We start from the raw sequence: 16,529 nt of genomic DNA on the forward strand, positions 1-16,529 counted from the left end.
CACCCCTCCATGCGCGGAGCCTGATTCGTACCAATCCAAGCGCCGCTGCCTTCATCCATCGCCTCTCCAGGCGCTGCGACCAGGTGCCGCACAGAAAGGAAGAGCGATGAACAAGGCGTTTGATGCCACAGCCCGCGGGCTGAGGACCTTTGTGTCCGATGTGGCAGACGGCTTTTTTGAAATCACCCACAACGGGTTCGCGTTGGTCGGTTTGGCCATCGTGTTCGCGGCCCTCGCCCTCGTGGCACGGCCCGATCTGCGCCAGACCGGCGAGGAACAGCTCATGGGCTGGCTGCAGTCGCGCAAGCCCGCGCCTGAAGTCACCGACCTGGAGCCGACCGCGATCGAGCGCACCACGGCCGCGAGCCCCGGCGACCTGCCCAAGCAGCAGGCCGCCGTGGCGTACTGGCTGAGCAAGAAATACAGCGTGGCGGCCGAACCGCTGAGCGTGCTCGTGGCCGAGGCCTACAACATCGGCAAGCGCACCAAGCTCGACCCGACGCTGATCCTGGCCATCATGGCCGTGGAGTCCAGCTTCAATCCCTTCGCCCAGAGCCACGTCGGCGCCCAGGGCCTGATGCAGGTCATGACGCGCGTGCACGGCGACAAGTACGAAAGCGCGGGCGGCACGCTCACCGCCTTCGACCCGGTGACCAACATGCGCGTCGGCGTGAAGGTGCTGCAGGAATGCATCTCCCGCGCCGGCTCGCTCGAAGGGGGCCTGCGCTACTACGTGGGCGCAGCCAATCTGGAAGACGATGGCGGCTACGCCAACAAGGTGATGGCCGAGCATGAGCGCCTGTTGCAGGTCGCCAACGGCCGCGCACCGTCGGTGCTGCCCCCCCGCACGACCGTGCGCGCGCAGCCGATTCCCATCGTGACGCCGGCACCGGCACCGATCAAGGCCGAGGAAGGCTCGGAACCCGCAAAGGTCGCCCTGCTTTCCGCTGTTTCCTGAAGCTGGCCTGGCCGGGTGTGAGCTACACTCGGCCCCGTACGCGACTGGCGATAGGCGCAGCACCTGAACAAGGTGCCACGCGCTGACGTGGAATACCACTGGGAAGCGTGCCGCCTGGCCACAACAGGCGTTCAGCCGTTCGCCTGGGCAGCCCTTGTTTGGTTGAAGAACAAGGACCTCGTCTTCAAAGGACTGCCATGTACCAACGCAATATTCTGGTCGAACAGACCGACCCCGAGATCTGGGCCGCCATTCAAGCCGAAAACGCGCGCCAGGAACACCACATCGAGCTGATCGCCAGCGAGAACTACGCCTCGCCGGCCGTCATGCAGGCTCAGGGCTCGCAGCTCACTAACAAGTACGCCGAAGGCTACCCGGGCAAGCGCTACTACGGCGGCTGCGAGCACGTCGACGTGGCCGAGCAACTGGCCATCGACCGGGTCAAGCAGATCTTCGGTGCCGACGCCGCCAACGTGCAGCCGCATTGCGGCGCCTCGGCCAACGAAGCCGTGATGCTGGCGTTCCTCAAGCCTGGCGACACCATCATGGGCATGAGCCTGGCCGAAGGCGGCCACCTGACCCACGGCATGCCACTCAACATGAGCGGCAAGTGGTTCAACGTGGTGAGCTACGGCCTGGACGCCAACGAAGCCATCGACTACGACGCGATGGAACGCAAGGCGCACGAGCACATGCCCAAGCTGATCATCGCGGGCGCCTCGGCCTACTCGCTGCACATCGACTTCGAGCGCTTCGCCAAGGTGGCGAAGGACGTGGGCGCGATCTTCATGGTCGACATCGCCCACTACGCCGGCCTCGTGGCCGCGGGCGTGTACCCCAATCCGGTGCCGCACGCCGACATCGTGACCTCCACCACCCACAAGAGCCTGCGCGGCCCGCGCGGCGGCATCATCCTCATGAAGTCGCAGCACGAGAAGGCGATCAACAGCGCGATCTTCCCGGGCCTGCAAGGCGGTCCGCTGATGCACGTGATCGCCGCCAAGGCCGTCGCGTTCAAGGAAGCGATGACGCCCGAGTTCAAGGCTTACCAGCAACAGGTGGTCAAGAACGCCAAGATCGTGGCCGACACGCTCACCGAGCGGGGCCTGCGCATCGTGAGCGGCCGCACCGAGAGCCACGTGATGCTGGTCGACCTGCGTTCGAAGGGCATCACCGGCAAGGAAGCCGAAGCCGTGCTGGGCAGCGCCCACATGACGATCAACAAGAACGCGATTCCGAACGACCCCGAAAAGCCGATGGTCACCAGCGGTGTGCGCATCGGCACCCCGGCCATGACCACCCGCGGTTTCAAGGACGAAGAGGCCCGCATCACCGCGAACCTGGTCGCCGACGTGCTCGAGAACCCGCGCGACGCGGCGAACATCGATGCAGTGCGCGCCAAGGTGCACGCGCTGACGAGCCGCTTCCCCGTCTATCGCTGATCTGCACGGCCCGACCGCATGAAATGCCCTTTTTGCGGTCATCTTGAAACGCAGGTCGTGGAGACCCGCGTTTCGGAAGACGCCGACTTTGTCCGCAGGCGCCGCCAGTGCAGCGCCTGCGACAAGCGCTTCACCACCTACGAGCGCCCCGACGTCAACTTCCCCGTGGTCGTGAAGAAGGACGGCAGCCGCGCCGACTTCGACTCCTCCAAGGTACGTGCCTCGATGATGCTGGCGCTGCGCAAGCGTCCGGTGAGCATCGAGCAGATCGACACCGCCCTCTTGCGGATCGAGCAGAAGCTTTTGGCCAGCGGCCTGCGCGAAATCGATTCGACGAAAGTCGGCGAACTGGTGATGCGCGAACTCAAGCGCCTCGACAAGGTCGCCTACGTTCGCTTTGCCTCGGTGTACCGCAGCTTCGAGGACGTGGACGAATTCCGGCAGTTGCTGCGGGACATCTGATTCCGCGGGCCGGCCTTCAAGCGCCGCCGCTTTCTCCCCTGGCGCACGCCCCCGAGCCGCAATCGCCGCTCACATCCGGATTGCAGACCTTCGCCCGGCCCGACGCCGAGACGATGACCGAGGCCCTGCGCCCCGTCTCGGCCTTGAACGTCAGGCAGCCCGCGCTGAAACCGGCCCTCGCGGTCTGGCGCGAGAACCCGTTGCCGTCGTAGCGCAAGCCTTGCGCAAAGCCGCCGCCGAGCGTCGTGTCGATGCTCACGCCCTGCGGCAATCGGTCGAAGCGCCGCAGCGTTTGGGTTTGCCTCTGCGTGGAGGACGACGCATCGGAGCCGGTTCGGACCACCCAGCCTTCGGACCAGTCGCCGCCCGCGAGTGCAGCCACCTCCACGCCCTGCGCGCGCTGAATGGCTTCCATGCGTGCAAAGCCCAGCGCCGCATTGAAACCCTGCGCAGCCGTCGCCAGACGCTGGTTGAGCAGCATGTCGCGAAAGCTCGGCACGCCGATAGCCGCCAGCACCGCGACGATGGCAACGATCGCCATCAGTTCGATCAGCGTGAAGCCGCCGAACGGTGTCGTGTTGCCGCGCTTCATTGCCAGCACCTGCCGGGCAGCGTCCCGTCGCATCCTTTGCCACCCGTGCTGTCCACCCAGAGATTGCCGACGTGGGGATCGGAGAACCCCGGCTTCAGCGTGGCCGTCAACCGGATGCAGCCAGTGATGCTCCCTCGCCCTTCGCAATTGGCGCTCTTGACGATGTACTTGCCGCCCGCGCCCCCTTCCCCCGACTCGCCCTCGTAGGGCCGGTATCGCCCCACCCTGGTATAGAGGCGCTCCTGCTCCTGCATCTGCTGCATGAGCGCGGAGCGCCCCTCGCTGCGCCAGCTTTTGCGCACGAAATCCATGTAGGACGGATAGGAGATGGCCGCCAGGATTGCGGCGATGGCCAGCACGATCAGCATCTCGATCAGCGTGAAACCGCGAAGCTTCGGGGCTCTCACTGCTTTGCCCTCCGGTAGTCGGAGATCTGTCGCCAGTTCAGCCGTCTGCCGGTCTGGCCCGTGTTGCTGTCGCCGACGGGCTGCGCGGTCGAGAGCCCTCCACCCCGGCCGCTGCGCGCGCCCGTGCTGACGATCGCCAGACGCGTCGTTTCCGGACGTCGTCCGAATGCATCGGTAGCTCCGAGACCGGCCGTGCCCACTTGCACCAGATGTGGCGCCCCCAGCATGCCGGCACTCGACGGCACGCAGGCGCTCCCTTGCGAAAGCCCCGTCATCGCATTCACCGCGCAACTGCGGCCGCCACCGTCTGCGCTGCATGCGCCGGAATCAGGAATCAGCGTGTTGAAGAACAACTGGCCGTCGCCCAGCACCGGCTTGAAGACCATCCGCTCGCCCCGTTCGGGCCCCGCCGGCAGGTCGAAGTACCAGCCGCGGCGGGCATTCGTCTTGCCATCGAACGCGCCATAAACAAAAGCATCGCCGGTGACTGGCGGGAATGCCTGCCCATCGACAGCGCCGGTCTTGCGCTGCTGCAACTGCACGCGCGCTTCGCCGGCGGGAATGGCCACGCCGTTGTCGTACACGCCGTACATCGTCTGCACGCCCCTGTTCGAACGCCCCAGGTCTTCGGGGCTCACGAACTTTCCGGTTCCGAAGAGCACGATCGCGCCGCCCTCAGGACCCACGCCGACCTCGGGCGCGACGGTGATCGGCTGCCGCTTCGCATCCGCGCCGCTGCCGGCCATGGCGACCATCAGGGGTTTGCCGTTCAGCGCCAACGCCTTGGTGCCCCACGGTGCATTGCCCGAAAAATCGAACTTCCACAGATTGCCCTGCGTGTCGCCTGCGTAGAGAAAGCGCGTGGCGTCGTCCGCGCCCGCGTAGTCGCCAGGAGTGCTCAACGCATTCACGAGGGTTTTGTCCGCAGGGGCCGGCAGAACGATCTTGTAGTAGTTGGTGTCCCGCTTCCAGGATTCGCCCACGGGCTTGTCCAGCGACAGCAGGAACAGTGCGGCCTGCTTTTCGGGATTGGCGTTGTTGAAGCCCGAGGGAACGACGGCGAACCAGCCATAGGTCGCCGCCCGGGTTCTGGTGGCTGCCGCGGTTCGGAACTTCATGATGCGCGGCGCCTGGGTCACCTGGCCCATGTCGTCGTCGTACGCGCCGCTGAATTCCCAGAGCACCTTGTCCGCCGAGAACGCCGCGGGGTCGGTCACGTCGAGCGCGAAGACGCCGGTGGCGCCGCCGCCATTGCCGGAAACCAGCACGGTCTTCCACGCGCCATCGGCCATGCGGGCGTCGACGACGACGGGCGTTCCGTCGACGTAGCTGCGGTGCACATAGTCCGGCGAGGTGTAGGCGGCCAGGCGGGCGAACATGATGCGCGGCACGTAAGCGAAGAGTTCGTCCCCGGTGCGGGCGTCGAAGGCATGCAGCATGCCGTCGTTGGCGCCGACGTACACGACGGGCGGACGGCCGCGATGGGCGGCCAGAAAACGTTCGTGCCCCGGTTCCTGAATCGCGAGGCTGGGTGGCCCGACATGCACCGGGTTCGAATTGGTCACGTCGCCCATGACCGAGTCGCGCACGCGAAAGAGGCCTTGCGGTGCGGACATTTCCCGCCGCCGGTCCCCGCGCAGATAGGCCAGCCGCTCGGCGCCCAGGCCGTCGGAGACATCGGGCACGACATACGGCGTCGCATTCAGCCAACCGCGCAGCCCCCTGTCGAGCGCCTCCCACTGGAACGGCGTGCCGACGTCGGCCGTCGAGAGCGTAAAGATCCGCCTGCTCGCGACATCGCGCGCGGCCACGGGCGGCACGGCGTTCGGATTGCCTGTCAGCAGCTCGCCGGCGTCCCAGTCGGGCTTGTCGGCGCGCTGAACCGTACCGGTCGCCGCATCCGGCCGAAGGGAATACGACAGCAGCGTGCCCGACCAGCGTCGCCCGTTGAACTGCGGCACGTAGAGGCTCGCGCCGGCCTGAGCGATCGTGTTCGACGAAATGGCGCTCCCCGCCGTGACGCCGCCGGCCGGGGCCACGGCGCGCAGGAAAATCCGGCGGATGGCCTCGGTCATTTGCGCCGGTTCACCGGCCAGGAAGTAGTTGGCGGGCTTGGGCTGGTTGTCGCCGTCAAGGCCTTCGGCCCATTCGGAACCGCCACCCGACGCAAGGAACGGATTGCCGTCGTCGTTGCTGTCGGCAAAACCACCGTACTTTGCGGCCAAGTAGAAGACGCTGCCGCGTTGCTTCTGCCCAATGGCGCTCGCGCCGCCCTGCCCCATGTCGATGGCAAAGGTCTGCACGCGCAAGCCGGTGTGGTCGCTGCGGATCTTCTGCGTGCGCGCCCAGTACGCAAGGCCTGCCATCCCGAACGATCCCTTGTCGGCGCCAGTTTCCGCGCTCGCGATGTCGGCCGAGGTCAACGGCGTGCCGCCCTTGTAGTTGAACGCCCGCGGCCCCTCGTTGCCGCCAGTGGTGAGCCCCGCCTTGGCCGAGGGGTGCGCATAGGCAAGCGCCTCGCTGTTTTCAAAGGCGCCGACCAGACCTGTCCAGTAGGCCGTGTCGGGCTCATGGGCAGCGATGCTGAAGCTGCGATCAAAATCGCCGATGGAGTTCCCCCTCGACATGCCGGGCAAGGAACGGTCGTAGTGGGTGTCGGCATCGCCGATCATCAGGACATCGTTTCTCTGGCAGCTGACGGCGATGGGATCGCCATGGCTTCGAGGGCTGTCGCTACCGGCGACCGCCTGCGGCGTCGGCGCCTTGCCCTGCAGGTAGCGCAGCGACTCGTAGTAGAGCTCGCCTGCAGGATCGAACGTGCTGTAGGCGCCTTGCCGGACGCCGTTGCGCCCGAAACGGTTGATGGCGTTGACGACCCCAGGGCTCTCCGCTGTGTCGGCCTTGAACACGCCCGTTGTGGCATTCCACTCCGCTTGCGGGTTGTCGACCGTGTCGAAAATGGTGTCGATCTTTCTGGGCCCGACGTGCTTCATTGGTGCGCGCAGCACGCCGCCATAGCGTGCGGGGTCGTCGTCCGGCAAGTAGCCGAAAACGGAGAACTTCATCCGGCCCGCGTAGCGCTGGACGGCGCCCACAGGCTTGGAGTTGCCATTCGGGTATCTGGCGCACAGCCCGGGACGCACCACCACCTCCGCCGCCGTGCACACCTCGACGCGCGCGAGGTAAGGCGTGCCGCCCGGCGCCGAGCAAGTACCTGCAGCGGCTGCTCCGACGACGAATCGATCGAGGCAGTTGCTGAAGTGCAGCGTGTCCGTCGCAAGCACCGCACCGCGTGCGCCCGTGACGAGCGGCGTCAGCCTGTTCAGGTTGCCGATGACCGCCTTGTCGGGGAAGTGGGCGCTGCGATGAAAGTCCTCCGGCAGCACCGCGCGCTGCAACACCGTGCGGCCCGGTTCGTCGATCACGCGGTCACCACCCGTCAACGCGAGGCGCACCCCGTCGAGGGAAGACGACACCGCCCAGTTCAGCAGGTTGCCGCTCCACTGGTTGGCGCAGGCGATTTCTCCGCTGCTCAGCCTCGTTGCCGCGGACGAGCGCCTGAAGTAACCGTCGCCCGCCGCATAGCGGTAGCAACCCATCGCGTCCCAGTAACCGCCGTAGGTTTTCTTCGCGTCGAAGCTGTCGCGGTACGCAGCGCCGGCGTTCGCGCGCTTCAGCGAAAGATCGATCACCAGCCCCGGGTCGGCGCGCGATGCCAGCGAAAACATCGGCTCGCCCGGAAGCTCCGCGTCGGCTGCGTTGGCCGTCGTCGCGGCATGGGCGCACGTGGCGGCGAAGGCCGCCATCGCGCAAATTCGAAGAAAGCGCATGAAGGTTCCGTCTTCAGGAAGGGCAGCCAAGGCTGGCCGCCGGTTTGTACAAGGTGGTCTGCAGAACGACCTGGGTCTCTTCGCGCATGCCGTAGCCGACGGCCGTGACGCGAAAGATGTAGTTGGCGTCCTGGGCACTCGCGCTCTGCAGCACATTGGCCTGCCATCCGCCGCGGCTGCGAACGGCTTCCACGATGTAGCGCGGTGCGCGGGCCGGCAGCGCACCGGCATGGCTGCCGGTGGTGGCGTCGCCGCTGAAATAGGTCTGGCCCGTGAAGGTGCCGTAGGCGACCGACTTGCCGCTCCCGGCCGAAAGATCGACGCTCACCCACGCCGGATCGGCGCCCGGCTCGGCGGGCGCGCACAGCCCCTGCTGCTCGCTGCCGCCACCGCACCCCGCGACGAAGGCCGTCGCATCGGAGCGATTGAAAAGGCAGAGGCGCTGCCGTGCGTTCTCGTTGGGCCCGAGCACATCGGTTTCGGCATCGACAAGGGCAGCCTCGGCGGCCTGGAATGCCACCTCGGCATCGCGGTCGTTGCGGGCGCTGCGCTCGTTGACCAGCGAGACCTGCGCCGCGCCGACGCCCAGCACGGTAGCCACGACGAGAAGCAGCAGCACGACGATCAGCGAGAAGCCCCGCTGCGGCGGCGAAAGACGGTGCGGGCTCACGATGCCGGCGCCCTCAACGCATTGCGCAGCATCACCGTGAAGGTCGCCACGCGCCGCAGCCGGCCATCGGCCGCGGGCCTGAAGCTGAGTTCGGAGAAATCGGTGCCCAGCGGATAGAGCACCTCGTCCGCTTCCTGCCGTCCGCCCCGGCCGTGCGCGCTGCGCGCCACCATGCCGACGCGCAGGCCGACGACCTTTCGCCATTCTTCGGCCACCTTGTCTCCGGAGGCGGCCATGGCTTCGAGCTGCACGGCATCCAGCCACTGCTCGGGGGCGCCGTTGCCGTCGGCGTCGTGGCCGTAGACGACCTTGAACACCTCGATGCCGCGCGCCAGCGGTTGCGCACTGAACGCGCCGCCCCTTGCGCTGCGGTACTTGCAGTAGAGCTCGGGCTCCCTGTCCGCGGCTTCAGCGACATAGAAAAAACTCCAGGCGCGGTCTGCGGAGACGGGCGTGTCCGCCGCCGGACCGGGCTGGGCGAACCCCATGCAATCGACCATGGTGCCGTCGGGCTCGGTGCCGTCGCCATCGGAACGGCTGCGGCCGAAGAAGCGGACCCGCAGCGAATCGCTTGCGTTGATCCCGCGCGTGCCGTGCGCGCCGTGGCTGTCGCCGACGCCGCTGACGCGGGTGTCGCTCGCACCCACGATGTCGAGGTCGGCGGGGTCGCTCGACGATGCCGTGGTGCCGGTGCTGCCTGCCGCGCCTTCGGACCCCTGGGGTTCCCTGGCGTCGGGCGCGTGGTCCGAATAGCCCGCCTGCCGCGCGACGCTCCTGACGACGAAGCCCGCGAACCTCAGCGACTCCTCCACCGCCTGCGCGTCGGCATTGGCCGTGAACAAGCGCTGGCTGGCGACAAAGGCGGCCGTGGCCGCGAGCACGACGACCAGCGCAACAGCCGTGGCGACCAGCAGTTCGACCAGCGTCACACCGCGTTCGCGCAAGCGGCCGGCGAACTCAGGAACCCGCTTGGCCATCGCGTGCCTGCCCTGCGACCAGTTGCATCACCAGGCGCGGCGCCGAGGATGAATCCGCCTTCGCACCAAGGGGGCCAGCGCGAGGCGTCCAGCCGAGCTTCACGACCACGGTGCGGCCGGTCTTGCTGCATGTCCAGGTGTACTCATCGGCTGCCGCGTTCCAGGGCGCCTCGTCGAAGCACACGCTGACGCGCGCATCGGGCAGCGCCTTGGCGATACGGCGCTGCCACTCTTTCATGTCCCATGCCGCGAGGTCTGCCGTGCTGCAGACTGCGCCGCCGCCCACGCAGGCCGCGCCGGTGGAGGCGCCTCCCGATGCGCCGCCCTCACGCCAGTCCTCGACAAGGTAGGCATTGCCCGCGTCGTTGCGCGTGGCGATGCCCTTGTTCATCCGCACCTTCTCCGACAGATCGCGCGCCAGATTGAGCGCTGCCGTGAAGGTTGCCGACTCGTTGCTCTCGCGCACCGACGCCAGCAGCATGCCGATCGTGCCGAGCAGTCCCAGGCCCAGCACGACGATGGATACCAATACCTCCACGAGCGAAAAGCCCGCGGCCCGATGCTTCGTTGAAGCCATGTTCGATGTCCTCCCTGATCTGCTGCAACTTGTGTTGCTTCTTTATTCCCGCCATCGATTTCGAGCGTAGGGGCCGCTTGCGACAGGGCGCGCACCGTTCATCCGCATCGGTATGCCGCTCGTATGATCGAACGGCACCGGTGTTAAATTTTTCCCCGTCCCGCCCCCGTCCTGCCTCTTCCACTCCCATGCCTTCACACGAACAAGACGCGCAGCACATCGCGACAGCCCTGCGCCTGGCGTCCGACGCCTTGCTGCTGACCGATCCGAACCCGCGCGTCGGCTGCGTGCTGTGCGACGCCGAGGGGCGCGTGCTGGGCCAGGGGCATACGCAGAAGGCCGGCGGTCCGCATGCCGAGGTGATGGCGTTGCGCGATGCGGCGGCGCAAGGCCACTCGGTCGAAGGCGCGACGGCCTACGTCACGCTGGAGCCCTGTTCGCACCACGGCCGCACCGGGCCTTGCTGCGATGCGCTGATTGCGGCGGGCATCGAGCGGGTCGTGGCGTCGCTGGCCGATCCGAACCCGCTGGTCGCGGGCCAGGGTTTCGAGCGGCTGCGTGCGGCGGGTGTCGAGGTCGAGGTCGGTCCCGGTGCCGACGAATCGCGCGAGCTCAACATCGGCTTCTTCAGCCGCATGGTCCGCAAGACGCCGTGGGTGCGGCTCAAGGTGGCTGCTTCGCTGGACGGCAAGACGGGCCTTGAAAACGGCATGAGCCAATGGATCACCTCCGAGCCCGCGCGCGCCGATGGCCACGCCTGGCGCGCCCGCGCGAGCGCTGTGCTGACCGGCGTCGGCACGGTGCTCGAAGACAACCCGCGCCTGGACGTCCGTCTGGTCCCGACGCCGCGCCAGCCGCATCTGGTCGTCGTTGACAGTCGCCTCCAGACACCGCCGGACGCTCACATATTCATAGCAGGCCGCCCGGTGTGGATCTACGCGGCCGTACGGGACGAAGCCAAGGCTGCCGCGCTGGAAGCCCGCGGCGCCACGGTCACTTGCCTTGCCAATGCCGACGGCAAGGTCGATCTGGGCGCGATGCTGAAAGATTTAGCAGCGCGCGGCGTCAACGAGCTGCACGTCGAGTCGGGCCACAAGCTCAATGGCTCGCTGATTCGCGAGGGCTGCGTCGACGAACTGCTGGTCTACCTCGCGCCCAAGCTGATCGGCCGAGGGCTCGACATGGCCAGTCACATTCACGCAGACGGTCCGCTCACCTCGCTGGCGGGCGTTCTCCCCCTGGAATTCAAGTCCGTGGACATGTTCGCGCCGGACCTTCGCATCGTGGCGCGGGTGACGGGAAGGGACAGGTTCTAGCGTTCGGCCCGAACGGGCTTCGTTCTCTGCGAAAATGTGCGAATGTTCACCGGAATCATCACCGGCGTGGGGCGCATCGCCGCCATCCACGACCTCGGCACCTCCTCCTCCTACGGCAAAAGACTCAGCATTGCGGTGCCTGACGGCTATCTCGACGATGTCGGGCTGGGCGACAGCATCGCGCTGAACGGCGCCTGCATGACCGTTACCACGCTCGTTCCCGAGCAGCAACTGTTCACCATCGACATTTCCGCCGAATCCCTCGACAAGACTGCCGGCCTGACCGACGAGGGCAGCCGCATCAACCTCGAAAAAGCCCTGCGCGCCAGCGACCGCCTCGGCGGCCACATCGTCTCGGGCCATGTGGACGGCATCGGCACAGTGAGCTTCTTCGAGCCGGTCGGCGAAAGCTGGGAGTTGCGCGTGGTCGCACCGCCCGCCCTCGCCCGCTTTCTCGCCTACAAGGGCTCGATCACCATCAACGGCGTGAGCCTCACCGTCAACAGCGTCAAGGACATCGAAGACGGCGCCGAGATCAGCATCAACCTGATCCCGCACACGGTAGACAACACCTCCCTCGGCGGCCTCAAGGCCGGCTCGAAGGTCAATCTCGAAATCGATACCGTGGCGCGCTACGTGGAGCGCATGCTCCAGGCGGGCGTCCTGGTCCCCCAGGCTTCCACGTATTCCAAGGACACCGCCGAATGAACGCCTCCGTCACGCCCATCGGCGCCGCCCCGAGCGCCGCGCGCGCGCCAGCCCCCATTTCATCGGTCGAGGAGATCGTCGCCGAGCTGGCTGCCGGCCGCATGGTGATCCTTGTGGACGAGGAAGACCGCGAAAACGAAGGTGACATCGTCATCGCGGCCGACCACATCACGCCCGAATCCATCAACTTCATGGCCCGCCATGCGCGCGGCCTGATCTGCCTCACGCTCTCGCGCGAAATGTGCGAGCGGCTGCAGTTGCCGCCGATGGTGCAGCGCAACGGCGCGAAGCATTCGACGGCCTTCACTGTTTCCATCGAAGCCGCCGAGGGCGTCACCACCGGCATCTCGGCCGCCGACCGCGCCCGCACCGTGCAGGCCGCCGTCGCACCCGACGCCGTGGCCGCCGACCTCGTGCAGCCCGGCCACATCTTCCCGCTGCAGGCGGTGGACGGCGGCGTGCTGATGCGCGCCGGCCATACGGAAGCCGGCTGCGACCTCGCCGCCATGGCCGGCTGCTCGCCCGCCTCGGTGATCTGCGAGGTGATGAACGAAGACGGCACCATGGCCCGCCTGCCCGACCTGCAGATCTTCGCGGCCGAGCACGGCCTCAAGATCGGCACCATCGCCGCGCTCATCGAGCACCGCAGCCGCGTCGAATCGCTGGTCGAGAAGGTCGGCTGCCGCGGAATTCAAACCGCCTGGGGCAATTTCACCGCCCACGCCTTCATCGACAAGCCCAGCCGCGGCGTGCATCTCGCGCTCGTGCGCGGCAAGTGGGCGCCTGAAGACACGGTGTCGGTGCGCGTGCACGAGCCGCTTTCGGTGCTCGACGCGCTCGAAATCAACCGCTCGCTGCACTCCTGGAGCCTGGACGCCAGCCTCTCGCACATCGCAACCGAGGGCAAGGGCGTGGCCGTGCTGCTCAATTGCGGCGAAACCGCCGGCGAGCTGCTCGCGCAATTCGACGGCACCGCGCGTCCCGCGCAAGCCCCCGAGCGCGGCCGCATGGACCTGCGCAGCTACGGCATCGGCGCGCAGATCCTGCGCGAATGCGGCGTGCACAAGATGAACCTGCTGGGCACGCCGCGTCGCATGCCGAGCATGGCAGCGGGCTACGGCCTGGAAATCGCCGGCTACCTCACGAAAGACTGAACGACCATGCAAGGTTCAAACAAGGGCGAGACGACGCTCAATGGCAAGGGCCTCCGCATCGGCATCGTGCAGGCGCGCTTCAACGCCGACATCACCGATGCGCTGGCTTCGGCCTGCCTCGCCGAACTCGAATCGCTCGGCGTGGCCGCGTCCGACATCCATCATGTGAAGGTGCCCGGCGCCCTCGAAGTGCCCGTGGCGCTGCAGGCGCTGGCCGAGCGCGGCGGCTACCACGCGCTCGTCGCGCTGGGCTGCATCATCCGCGGCGAGACCTACCACTTCGAACTGGTGGCCAACGAATCGGGCGCGAGCGTGAGCCGCATCGCACTCGATTACCGCCTTCCCATCGCCAACGCGATCCTCACCACCGAAAACCTAGCGCAGGCCGTCGCACGGCAGACCGACAAGGGCCGCGATGCAGCCCAGGTCGCCGTCGAGATGGCGCAACTGCTGGCCACCCTTTCATGACCGAAGACACCACCAAGGCAGGCGGCGCCAAGCCCCGCCAGTCGCGCACGGGCCTTACCAGCACCGGCGCGCGCAAGGCTTCGGCCAAGTCGAACCGCAGCCGCGCGCGCGAATTCGCGCTGCAGGCGCTCTACCAGCACCTGGTGGGCCGCAACGACCCGACCGACATCGACCACTTCACGCGCGACCTCGCGGGCTTCCACAAGGCCGACGCGGCGCACTACGACGCGCTGCTGCACGGCTCGATCGACAACGCCGAGCAGCTCGATGCGCTGATCCGCCCGCTGCTCGACCGCAAGTTCGAGGAAATCTCGCCCATCGAGCACGCCGTGATGTGGATCGGCGTGTACGAGTTCCAGAACTGCCCCGACGTGCCGTGGCGCGTGGTGCTCAACGAGTGCATCGAGCTCGCCAAGGAATTCGGCGGCACGGACGGCCACAAGTACGTGAACGCGGTACTCAACGGCCTCGCGCCGCAGTTGCGCCCCCTCGAAGTGGAAGCGGATCGCGCTTCCGGCAAGGCGAAAGCATGAGGATTTCGACGCGCGCGGAGCGCATCGAGCCCTTCTATGTGATGGAGGTGGCGAAGGCTGCCGGGGCGCTGGCGCGCGAAGTGGCGCACACCGACCGGCCGATGATCTTCCTGAACATCGGCGAGCCCGATTTCACCGCGCCTCCGCTGGTACAGGAAGCCGCCCTGCGCGCCGTGCGCGCGGGCGCCACGCAGTACACGCAGGCGACTGGCCTCGACCATCTGCGCGAACGCATCAGCGGCTGGTACCGCGAGCGATTCAACGTCGACGTGCCCGCCCGCCGCATCGTGGTGACGGCCGGCGCTTCGGCCGCACTGCAGCTCGCCTGCCTCGCGCTGATCGAATCGGGTGACGAGATCCTGCTGCCCGACCCGAGCTATCCCTGCAACCGCCACTTCGTGAGTGCGGCGGACGGCAAGGCGGTGCTCATCCCGACGACGGCCGAAGAGCGCTTCCAGCTCACCGCCGCCAAGGTCGAGGCCGCCTGGACCGAGAAGACGCGCGGCGTGCTGCTCGCCTCGCCCTCCAATCCGACCGGCACCTCGATCGCGCCCGACGAGCTGCGCCGCATCCACAAGGTCGTGTCCGACCGCGGCGGCATCACGCTGATCGACGAGATCTACCTGGGCCTGTCCTACGACGACGCCTTCGGGCAGACCGCGCTGGCCATCGACGACAACGTCATCAGCATCAACAGCTTCAGCAAGTACTTCAACATGACCGGCTGGCGCCTGGGCTGGCTGGTGGTGCCCGAAGTGCTGGTGCCGGTGGTCGAGCGCCTCGCGCAGAACCTCTTCATCTGCGCGAGCACGGTGTCGCAATATGCGGCGCTCGCCTGCTTCGAGGATGCGAGCATCGCCGAGTACGAACGCCGCCGCGCCGAGTTCAAGGCGCGACGCGACTGGTTCATTCCGCAACTCGACGCCCTGGGCTTGAACGTGCCCGTGGTGCCCGATGGCGCCTTCTACGCCTGGGCCGACTGCACCAGCTTCGCCGAGAAGCTTGGCATCTCGGGCAGCTGGGATTTCGCCTTCGAGACCATGAAGCGCGCCCACGTCGCCGTCACGCCCGGCCGCGATTTCGGCACGGCAGAAACGGCGAAGTTCGTGCGCTTCTCCACCGCGAGTTCGATGGAACATCTGAAAGAAGCCGTCGAGCGCCTGCGCGCAATGGCCGAGAACCGGGCGCAATGAGCGCAGCGCAGGGCCGCCCCAAGCAAGCTCGCGCCGCAGTGCAAAGCACGGAGGCATGCCGATGAGCTACGCGTTTCCGATCCGCGTCTACTGGGAAGACACCGACGCCGGCGGCATCGTGTTCTATGCCAACTACCTGAAGTTCATGGAGCGCGGGCGCACCGAGTGGCTGCGCTCCCTGGGCGTCGAGCAGCGCAAGCTCAAGGAAGAAACCGGCGGCCAGTTCGTGGTGAGCGAAACGCAGCTCAAATACCATCGGCCCTCCCGGCTCGACGACGAACTGCTGGTCACAGCCGATCTTCAACAATTGGGCACTGCCTCATTGATAATCGGACAGCAAGTGCTATCAAAAACAGAGCAAGAGCGAATCGGCGCCGCGGCACCGGTCTTGCTGTGCGAAGGCACGATCCGTATCGGGTGGGTGAATGCCGCCACTTTGCGTCCCGCACGCATCCCTTCCCGGGTTTCGGGAACCCTCGAGCGCTGCGGCGGCTCCATGACTCAACCTTTCAAGCCATGAACCAAGATCTATCCATCATCAACCTCCTGCTCCACGCCAGCTTCGTGGTGCAAATGGTCGTGCTGCTGCTCGTGATCGTCTCGATTGCCAGCTGGGCCGCGATCATCCGCAAGTACTTCGCGCTGCGGCGCATGCGCGCGCTGAACGACGACTTCGAGCGCGAGTTCTGGTCGGGCACCAGCCTGAACGAGCTGTTCGCCTCGGCCGCCCAGAACGCCAAGTTCGCGGGACCGATGGAGCGCATCTTCGCCTCGGGCATGCGCGAATACCAAAAACTGCGCGAACGCCATGTGAGCGACCCCGCCACGCTGCTGGACGGCGCCCGCCGCGCGATGCGTGCGAGCTTCCAGCGCGAGCTCGATGCGGCCGAGCAGAACCTCTCGTTCCTCGCGACCGTCGGCTCGGTGTCGCCGTATGTGGGTCTCTTCGGCACGGTCTGGGGGATCATGCATGCCTTCACCGGCCTGGCCGCGCTCACGCAGGTGACGCTGGCCACCGTGGCGCCCGGCATTGCCGAAGCGCTGGTGGCCACCGCCATCGGCCTCTTCGCCGCGATTCCCGCGGTGGTCGGCTACAACCGCTTCGCCCGCGAGATCGACAAGATCGCCATCGCCCTCGAGACCTACATCGAGGAGTTCTCCAACATCCTGCAGCGCAACCTCTCGGCCAACCCGGGCGCGGCCGCCGCGGCAACCACGGTGGCTCCGGCCAACCGCTGAGCG

17 protein-coding genes and 1 riboswitch are annotated in these 16,529 nt (G+C 67.0%); of the genes, 11 read left to right on the plus strand and 6 right to left on the minus strand.

The genetic code is table 11. The annotated features are described in order from the left end of the window. The first annotated feature begins 106 nt into the window (after positions 1 to 106). From VARPA_RS17550 to nrdR, 3 genes are all read left to right on the plus strand, one after another. Positions 107 to 958 (plus strand): lytic transglycosylase domain-containing protein, encoded by an 852-nt coding sequence (locus tag VARPA_RS17550; RefSeq protein ID WP_013541924.1) that lies wholly within the window; start codon positions 107 to 109, stop codon positions 956 to 958. A gap of 30 nt (positions 959 to 988) precedes the next feature. Continuing rightward, positions 989 to 1,114: riboswitch (ZMP/ZTP riboswitch) on the plus strand. Positions 1,115 to 1,155: 41 nt separating this feature from the next. Continuing rightward, entirely contained in the window at positions 1,156 to 2,400 is a 1,245-nt protein-coding gene (glyA, locus tag VARPA_RS17555; protein WP_013541925.1) for a serine hydroxymethyltransferase, read from the plus strand. Positions 2,401 to 2,418: 18 nt separating this feature from the next. Beyond that, complete coding sequence (nrdR, locus tag VARPA_RS17560) at positions 2,419 to 2,862, plus strand: transcriptional regulator NrdR (RefSeq protein ID WP_013541926.1); 444 nt, start codon at positions 2,419 to 2,421, stop codon at positions 2,860 to 2,862. A 16-nt stretch (positions 2,863 to 2,878) separates the two neighbouring features. On the opposite strand, the gene VARPA_RS30250 is transcribed toward nrdR, so the two are convergent. The 6 genes from VARPA_RS30250 to pilV are packed head-to-tail and all read right to left on the minus strand — an operon-like array spanning position 2,879 to position 9,915. Next, entirely contained in the window at positions 2,879 to 3,454 is a 576-nt protein-coding gene (locus VARPA_RS30250; protein ID WP_013541927.1) for a GspH/FimT family pseudopilin, read from the minus strand. Further along, entirely contained in the window at positions 3,451 to 3,861 is a 411-nt protein-coding gene (locus tag VARPA_RS31845; protein WP_013541928.1) for a type IV pilin protein, read from the minus strand. Before VARPA_RS31845 ends, VARPA_RS30250 begins: the two co-directional genes overlap by 4 nt. After that, positions 3,858 to 7,691, minus strand: coding sequence for a pilus assembly protein (locus VARPA_RS17575; protein WP_167330548.1), 3,834 nt, complete (start codon positions 7,689 to 7,691; stop codon positions 3,858 to 3,860). Before VARPA_RS17575 ends, VARPA_RS31845 begins: the two co-directional genes overlap by 4 nt. Before the next feature lie 13 nt (positions 7,692 to 7,704). Then, on the minus strand, positions 7,705 to 8,361 hold the full coding sequence (locus VARPA_RS17580) for a pilus assembly PilX family protein (RefSeq protein ID WP_013541930.1): 657 nt from the start codon (positions 8,359 to 8,361) through the stop codon (positions 7,705 to 7,707). Continuing rightward, positions 8,358 to 9,338 (minus strand): PilW family protein, encoded by a 981-nt coding sequence (locus VARPA_RS17585; protein ID WP_013541931.1) that lies wholly within the window; start codon positions 9,336 to 9,338, stop codon positions 8,358 to 8,360. Before VARPA_RS17585 ends, VARPA_RS17580 begins: the two co-directional genes overlap by 4 nt. Beyond that, positions 9,319 to 9,915 (minus strand): type IV pilus modification protein PilV, encoded by a 597-nt coding sequence (gene pilV, locus VARPA_RS17590; RefSeq protein ID WP_013541932.1) that lies wholly within the window; start codon positions 9,913 to 9,915, stop codon positions 9,319 to 9,321. The genes VARPA_RS17585 and pilV overlap by 20 nt, the downstream gene beginning before the upstream one ends. A 188-nt stretch (positions 9,916 to 10,103) precedes the next feature. On the opposite strand from pilV, the gene ribD reads away from it, so the two are divergent. The 8 genes from ribD to tolQ all read left to right on the plus strand — a co-directional run bounded on the left by ribD (position 10,104) and on the right by tolQ (position 16,526). Beyond that, on the plus strand, positions 10,104 to 11,231 hold the full coding sequence (gene ribD / locus VARPA_RS17595) for a bifunctional diaminohydroxyphosphoribosylaminopyrimidine deaminase/5-amino-6-(5-phosphoribosylamino)uracil reductase RibD (RefSeq protein WP_013541933.1): 1,128 nt from the start codon (positions 10,104 to 10,106) through the stop codon (positions 11,229 to 11,231). 42 nt (positions 11,232 to 11,273) lie between these two features. Further along, positions 11,274 to 11,939 carry a riboflavin synthase gene (locus VARPA_RS17600; RefSeq protein WP_013541934.1) on the plus strand — a complete coding sequence of 222 codons (666 nt, stop codon included), beginning with the start codon at positions 11,274 to 11,276 and terminating at the stop codon, positions 11,937 to 11,939. Beyond that, entirely contained in the window at positions 11,936 to 13,093 is a 1,158-nt protein-coding gene (gene ribBA / locus VARPA_RS17605) for a bifunctional 3,4-dihydroxy-2-butanone-4-phosphate synthase/GTP cyclohydrolase II (protein WP_013541935.1), read from the plus strand. Before VARPA_RS17600 ends, ribBA begins: the two co-directional genes overlap by 4 nt. A gap of 6 nt (positions 13,094 to 13,099) precedes the next feature. Continuing rightward, the gene (gene ribH / locus VARPA_RS17610) at positions 13,100 to 13,561 is read left to right on the plus strand and encodes a 6,7-dimethyl-8-ribityllumazine synthase (RefSeq protein WP_013541936.1); all 462 of its coding nucleotides are present in this window, start codon (positions 13,100 to 13,102) and stop codon (positions 13,559 to 13,561) included. After that, on the plus strand, positions 13,558 to 14,094 hold the full coding sequence (gene nusB / locus VARPA_RS17615; protein ID WP_013541937.1) for a transcription antitermination factor NusB: 537 nt from the start codon (positions 13,558 to 13,560) through the stop codon (positions 14,092 to 14,094). Before ribH ends, nusB begins: the two co-directional genes overlap by 4 nt. Then, positions 14,091 to 15,287, plus strand: a complete 1,197-nt coding sequence (locus VARPA_RS17620; RefSeq protein WP_013541938.1) for a pyridoxal phosphate-dependent aminotransferase — start codon at positions 14,091 to 14,093, stop codon at positions 15,285 to 15,287. Before nusB ends, VARPA_RS17620 begins: the two co-directional genes overlap by 4 nt. Before the next feature lie 61 nt (positions 15,288 to 15,348). Continuing rightward, the gene (locus VARPA_RS17625; RefSeq protein WP_013541939.1) at positions 15,349 to 15,807 is read left to right on the plus strand and encodes a YbgC/FadM family acyl-CoA thioesterase; all 459 of its coding nucleotides are present in this window, start codon (positions 15,349 to 15,351) and stop codon (positions 15,805 to 15,807) included. Then, positions 15,804 to 16,526 carry a protein TolQ gene (gene tolQ / locus VARPA_RS17630; protein ID WP_013541940.1) on the plus strand — a complete coding sequence of 241 codons (723 nt, stop codon included), beginning with the start codon at positions 15,804 to 15,806 and terminating at the stop codon, positions 16,524 to 16,526. Before VARPA_RS17625 ends, tolQ begins: the two co-directional genes overlap by 4 nt. Positions 16,527 to 16,529 lie beyond the last annotated feature (3 nt).

Source organism: Variovorax paradoxus EPS, from assembly GCF_000184745.1.
GTDB lineage: Bacteria > Pseudomonadota > Gammaproteobacteria > Burkholderiales > Burkholderiaceae_C > Variovorax > Variovorax paradoxus_C.

What these genes read in the sequence shown, in the direction of transcription:
- VARPA_RS17550 (WP_013541924.1), top strand. Translation starts at nt 107, where the DNA reads ATGAACAAGGCGTTTGATGCCACAGCCCGCGGGCTGAGGACCTTTGTG.
- glyA (WP_013541925.1), top strand. Translation starts at nt 1,156, where the DNA reads ATGTACCAACGCAATATTCTGGTCGAACAGACCGACCCCGAGATCTGG.
- nrdR (WP_013541926.1), top strand. Translation starts at nt 2,419, where the DNA reads ATGAAATGCCCTTTTTGCGGTCATCTTGAAACGCAGGTCGTGGAGACC.
- VARPA_RS30250 (WP_013541927.1), bottom strand. Translation starts at nt 3,454, where the DNA reads ATGAAGCGCGGCAACACGACACCGTTCGGCGGCTTCACGCTGATCGAA.
- VARPA_RS17575 (WP_167330548.1), bottom strand. Translation starts at nt 7,691, where the DNA reads ATGCGCTTTCTTCGAATTTGCGCGATGGCGGCCTTCGCCGCCACGTGC.
- VARPA_RS17585 (WP_013541931.1), bottom strand. Translation starts at nt 9,338, where the DNA reads ATGGCCAAGCGGGTTCCTGAGTTCGCCGGCCGCTTGCGCGAACGCGGT.
- pilV (WP_013541932.1), bottom strand. Translation starts at nt 9,915, where the DNA reads ATGGCTTCAACGAAGCATCGGGCCGCGGGCTTTTCGCTCGTGGAGGTA.
- ribD (WP_013541933.1), top strand. Translation starts at nt 10,104, where the DNA reads ATGCCTTCACACGAACAAGACGCGCAGCACATCGCGACAGCCCTGCGC.
- VARPA_RS17600 (WP_013541934.1), top strand. Translation starts at nt 11,274, where the DNA reads ATGTTCACCGGAATCATCACCGGCGTGGGGCGCATCGCCGCCATCCAC.
- ribBA (WP_013541935.1), top strand. Translation starts at nt 11,936, where the DNA reads ATGAACGCCTCCGTCACGCCCATCGGCGCCGCCCCGAGCGCCGCGCGC.
- ribH (WP_013541936.1), top strand. Translation starts at nt 13,100, where the DNA reads ATGCAAGGTTCAAACAAGGGCGAGACGACGCTCAATGGCAAGGGCCTC.
- nusB (WP_013541937.1), top strand. Translation starts at nt 13,558, where the DNA reads ATGACCGAAGACACCACCAAGGCAGGCGGCGCCAAGCCCCGCCAGTCG.
- VARPA_RS17620 (WP_013541938.1), top strand. Translation starts at nt 14,091, where the DNA reads ATGAGGATTTCGACGCGCGCGGAGCGCATCGAGCCCTTCTATGTGATG.
- VARPA_RS17625 (WP_013541939.1), top strand. Translation starts at nt 15,349, where the DNA reads ATGAGCTACGCGTTTCCGATCCGCGTCTACTGGGAAGACACCGACGCC.
- tolQ (WP_013541940.1), top strand. Translation starts at nt 15,804, where the DNA reads ATGAACCAAGATCTATCCATCATCAACCTCCTGCTCCACGCCAGCTTC.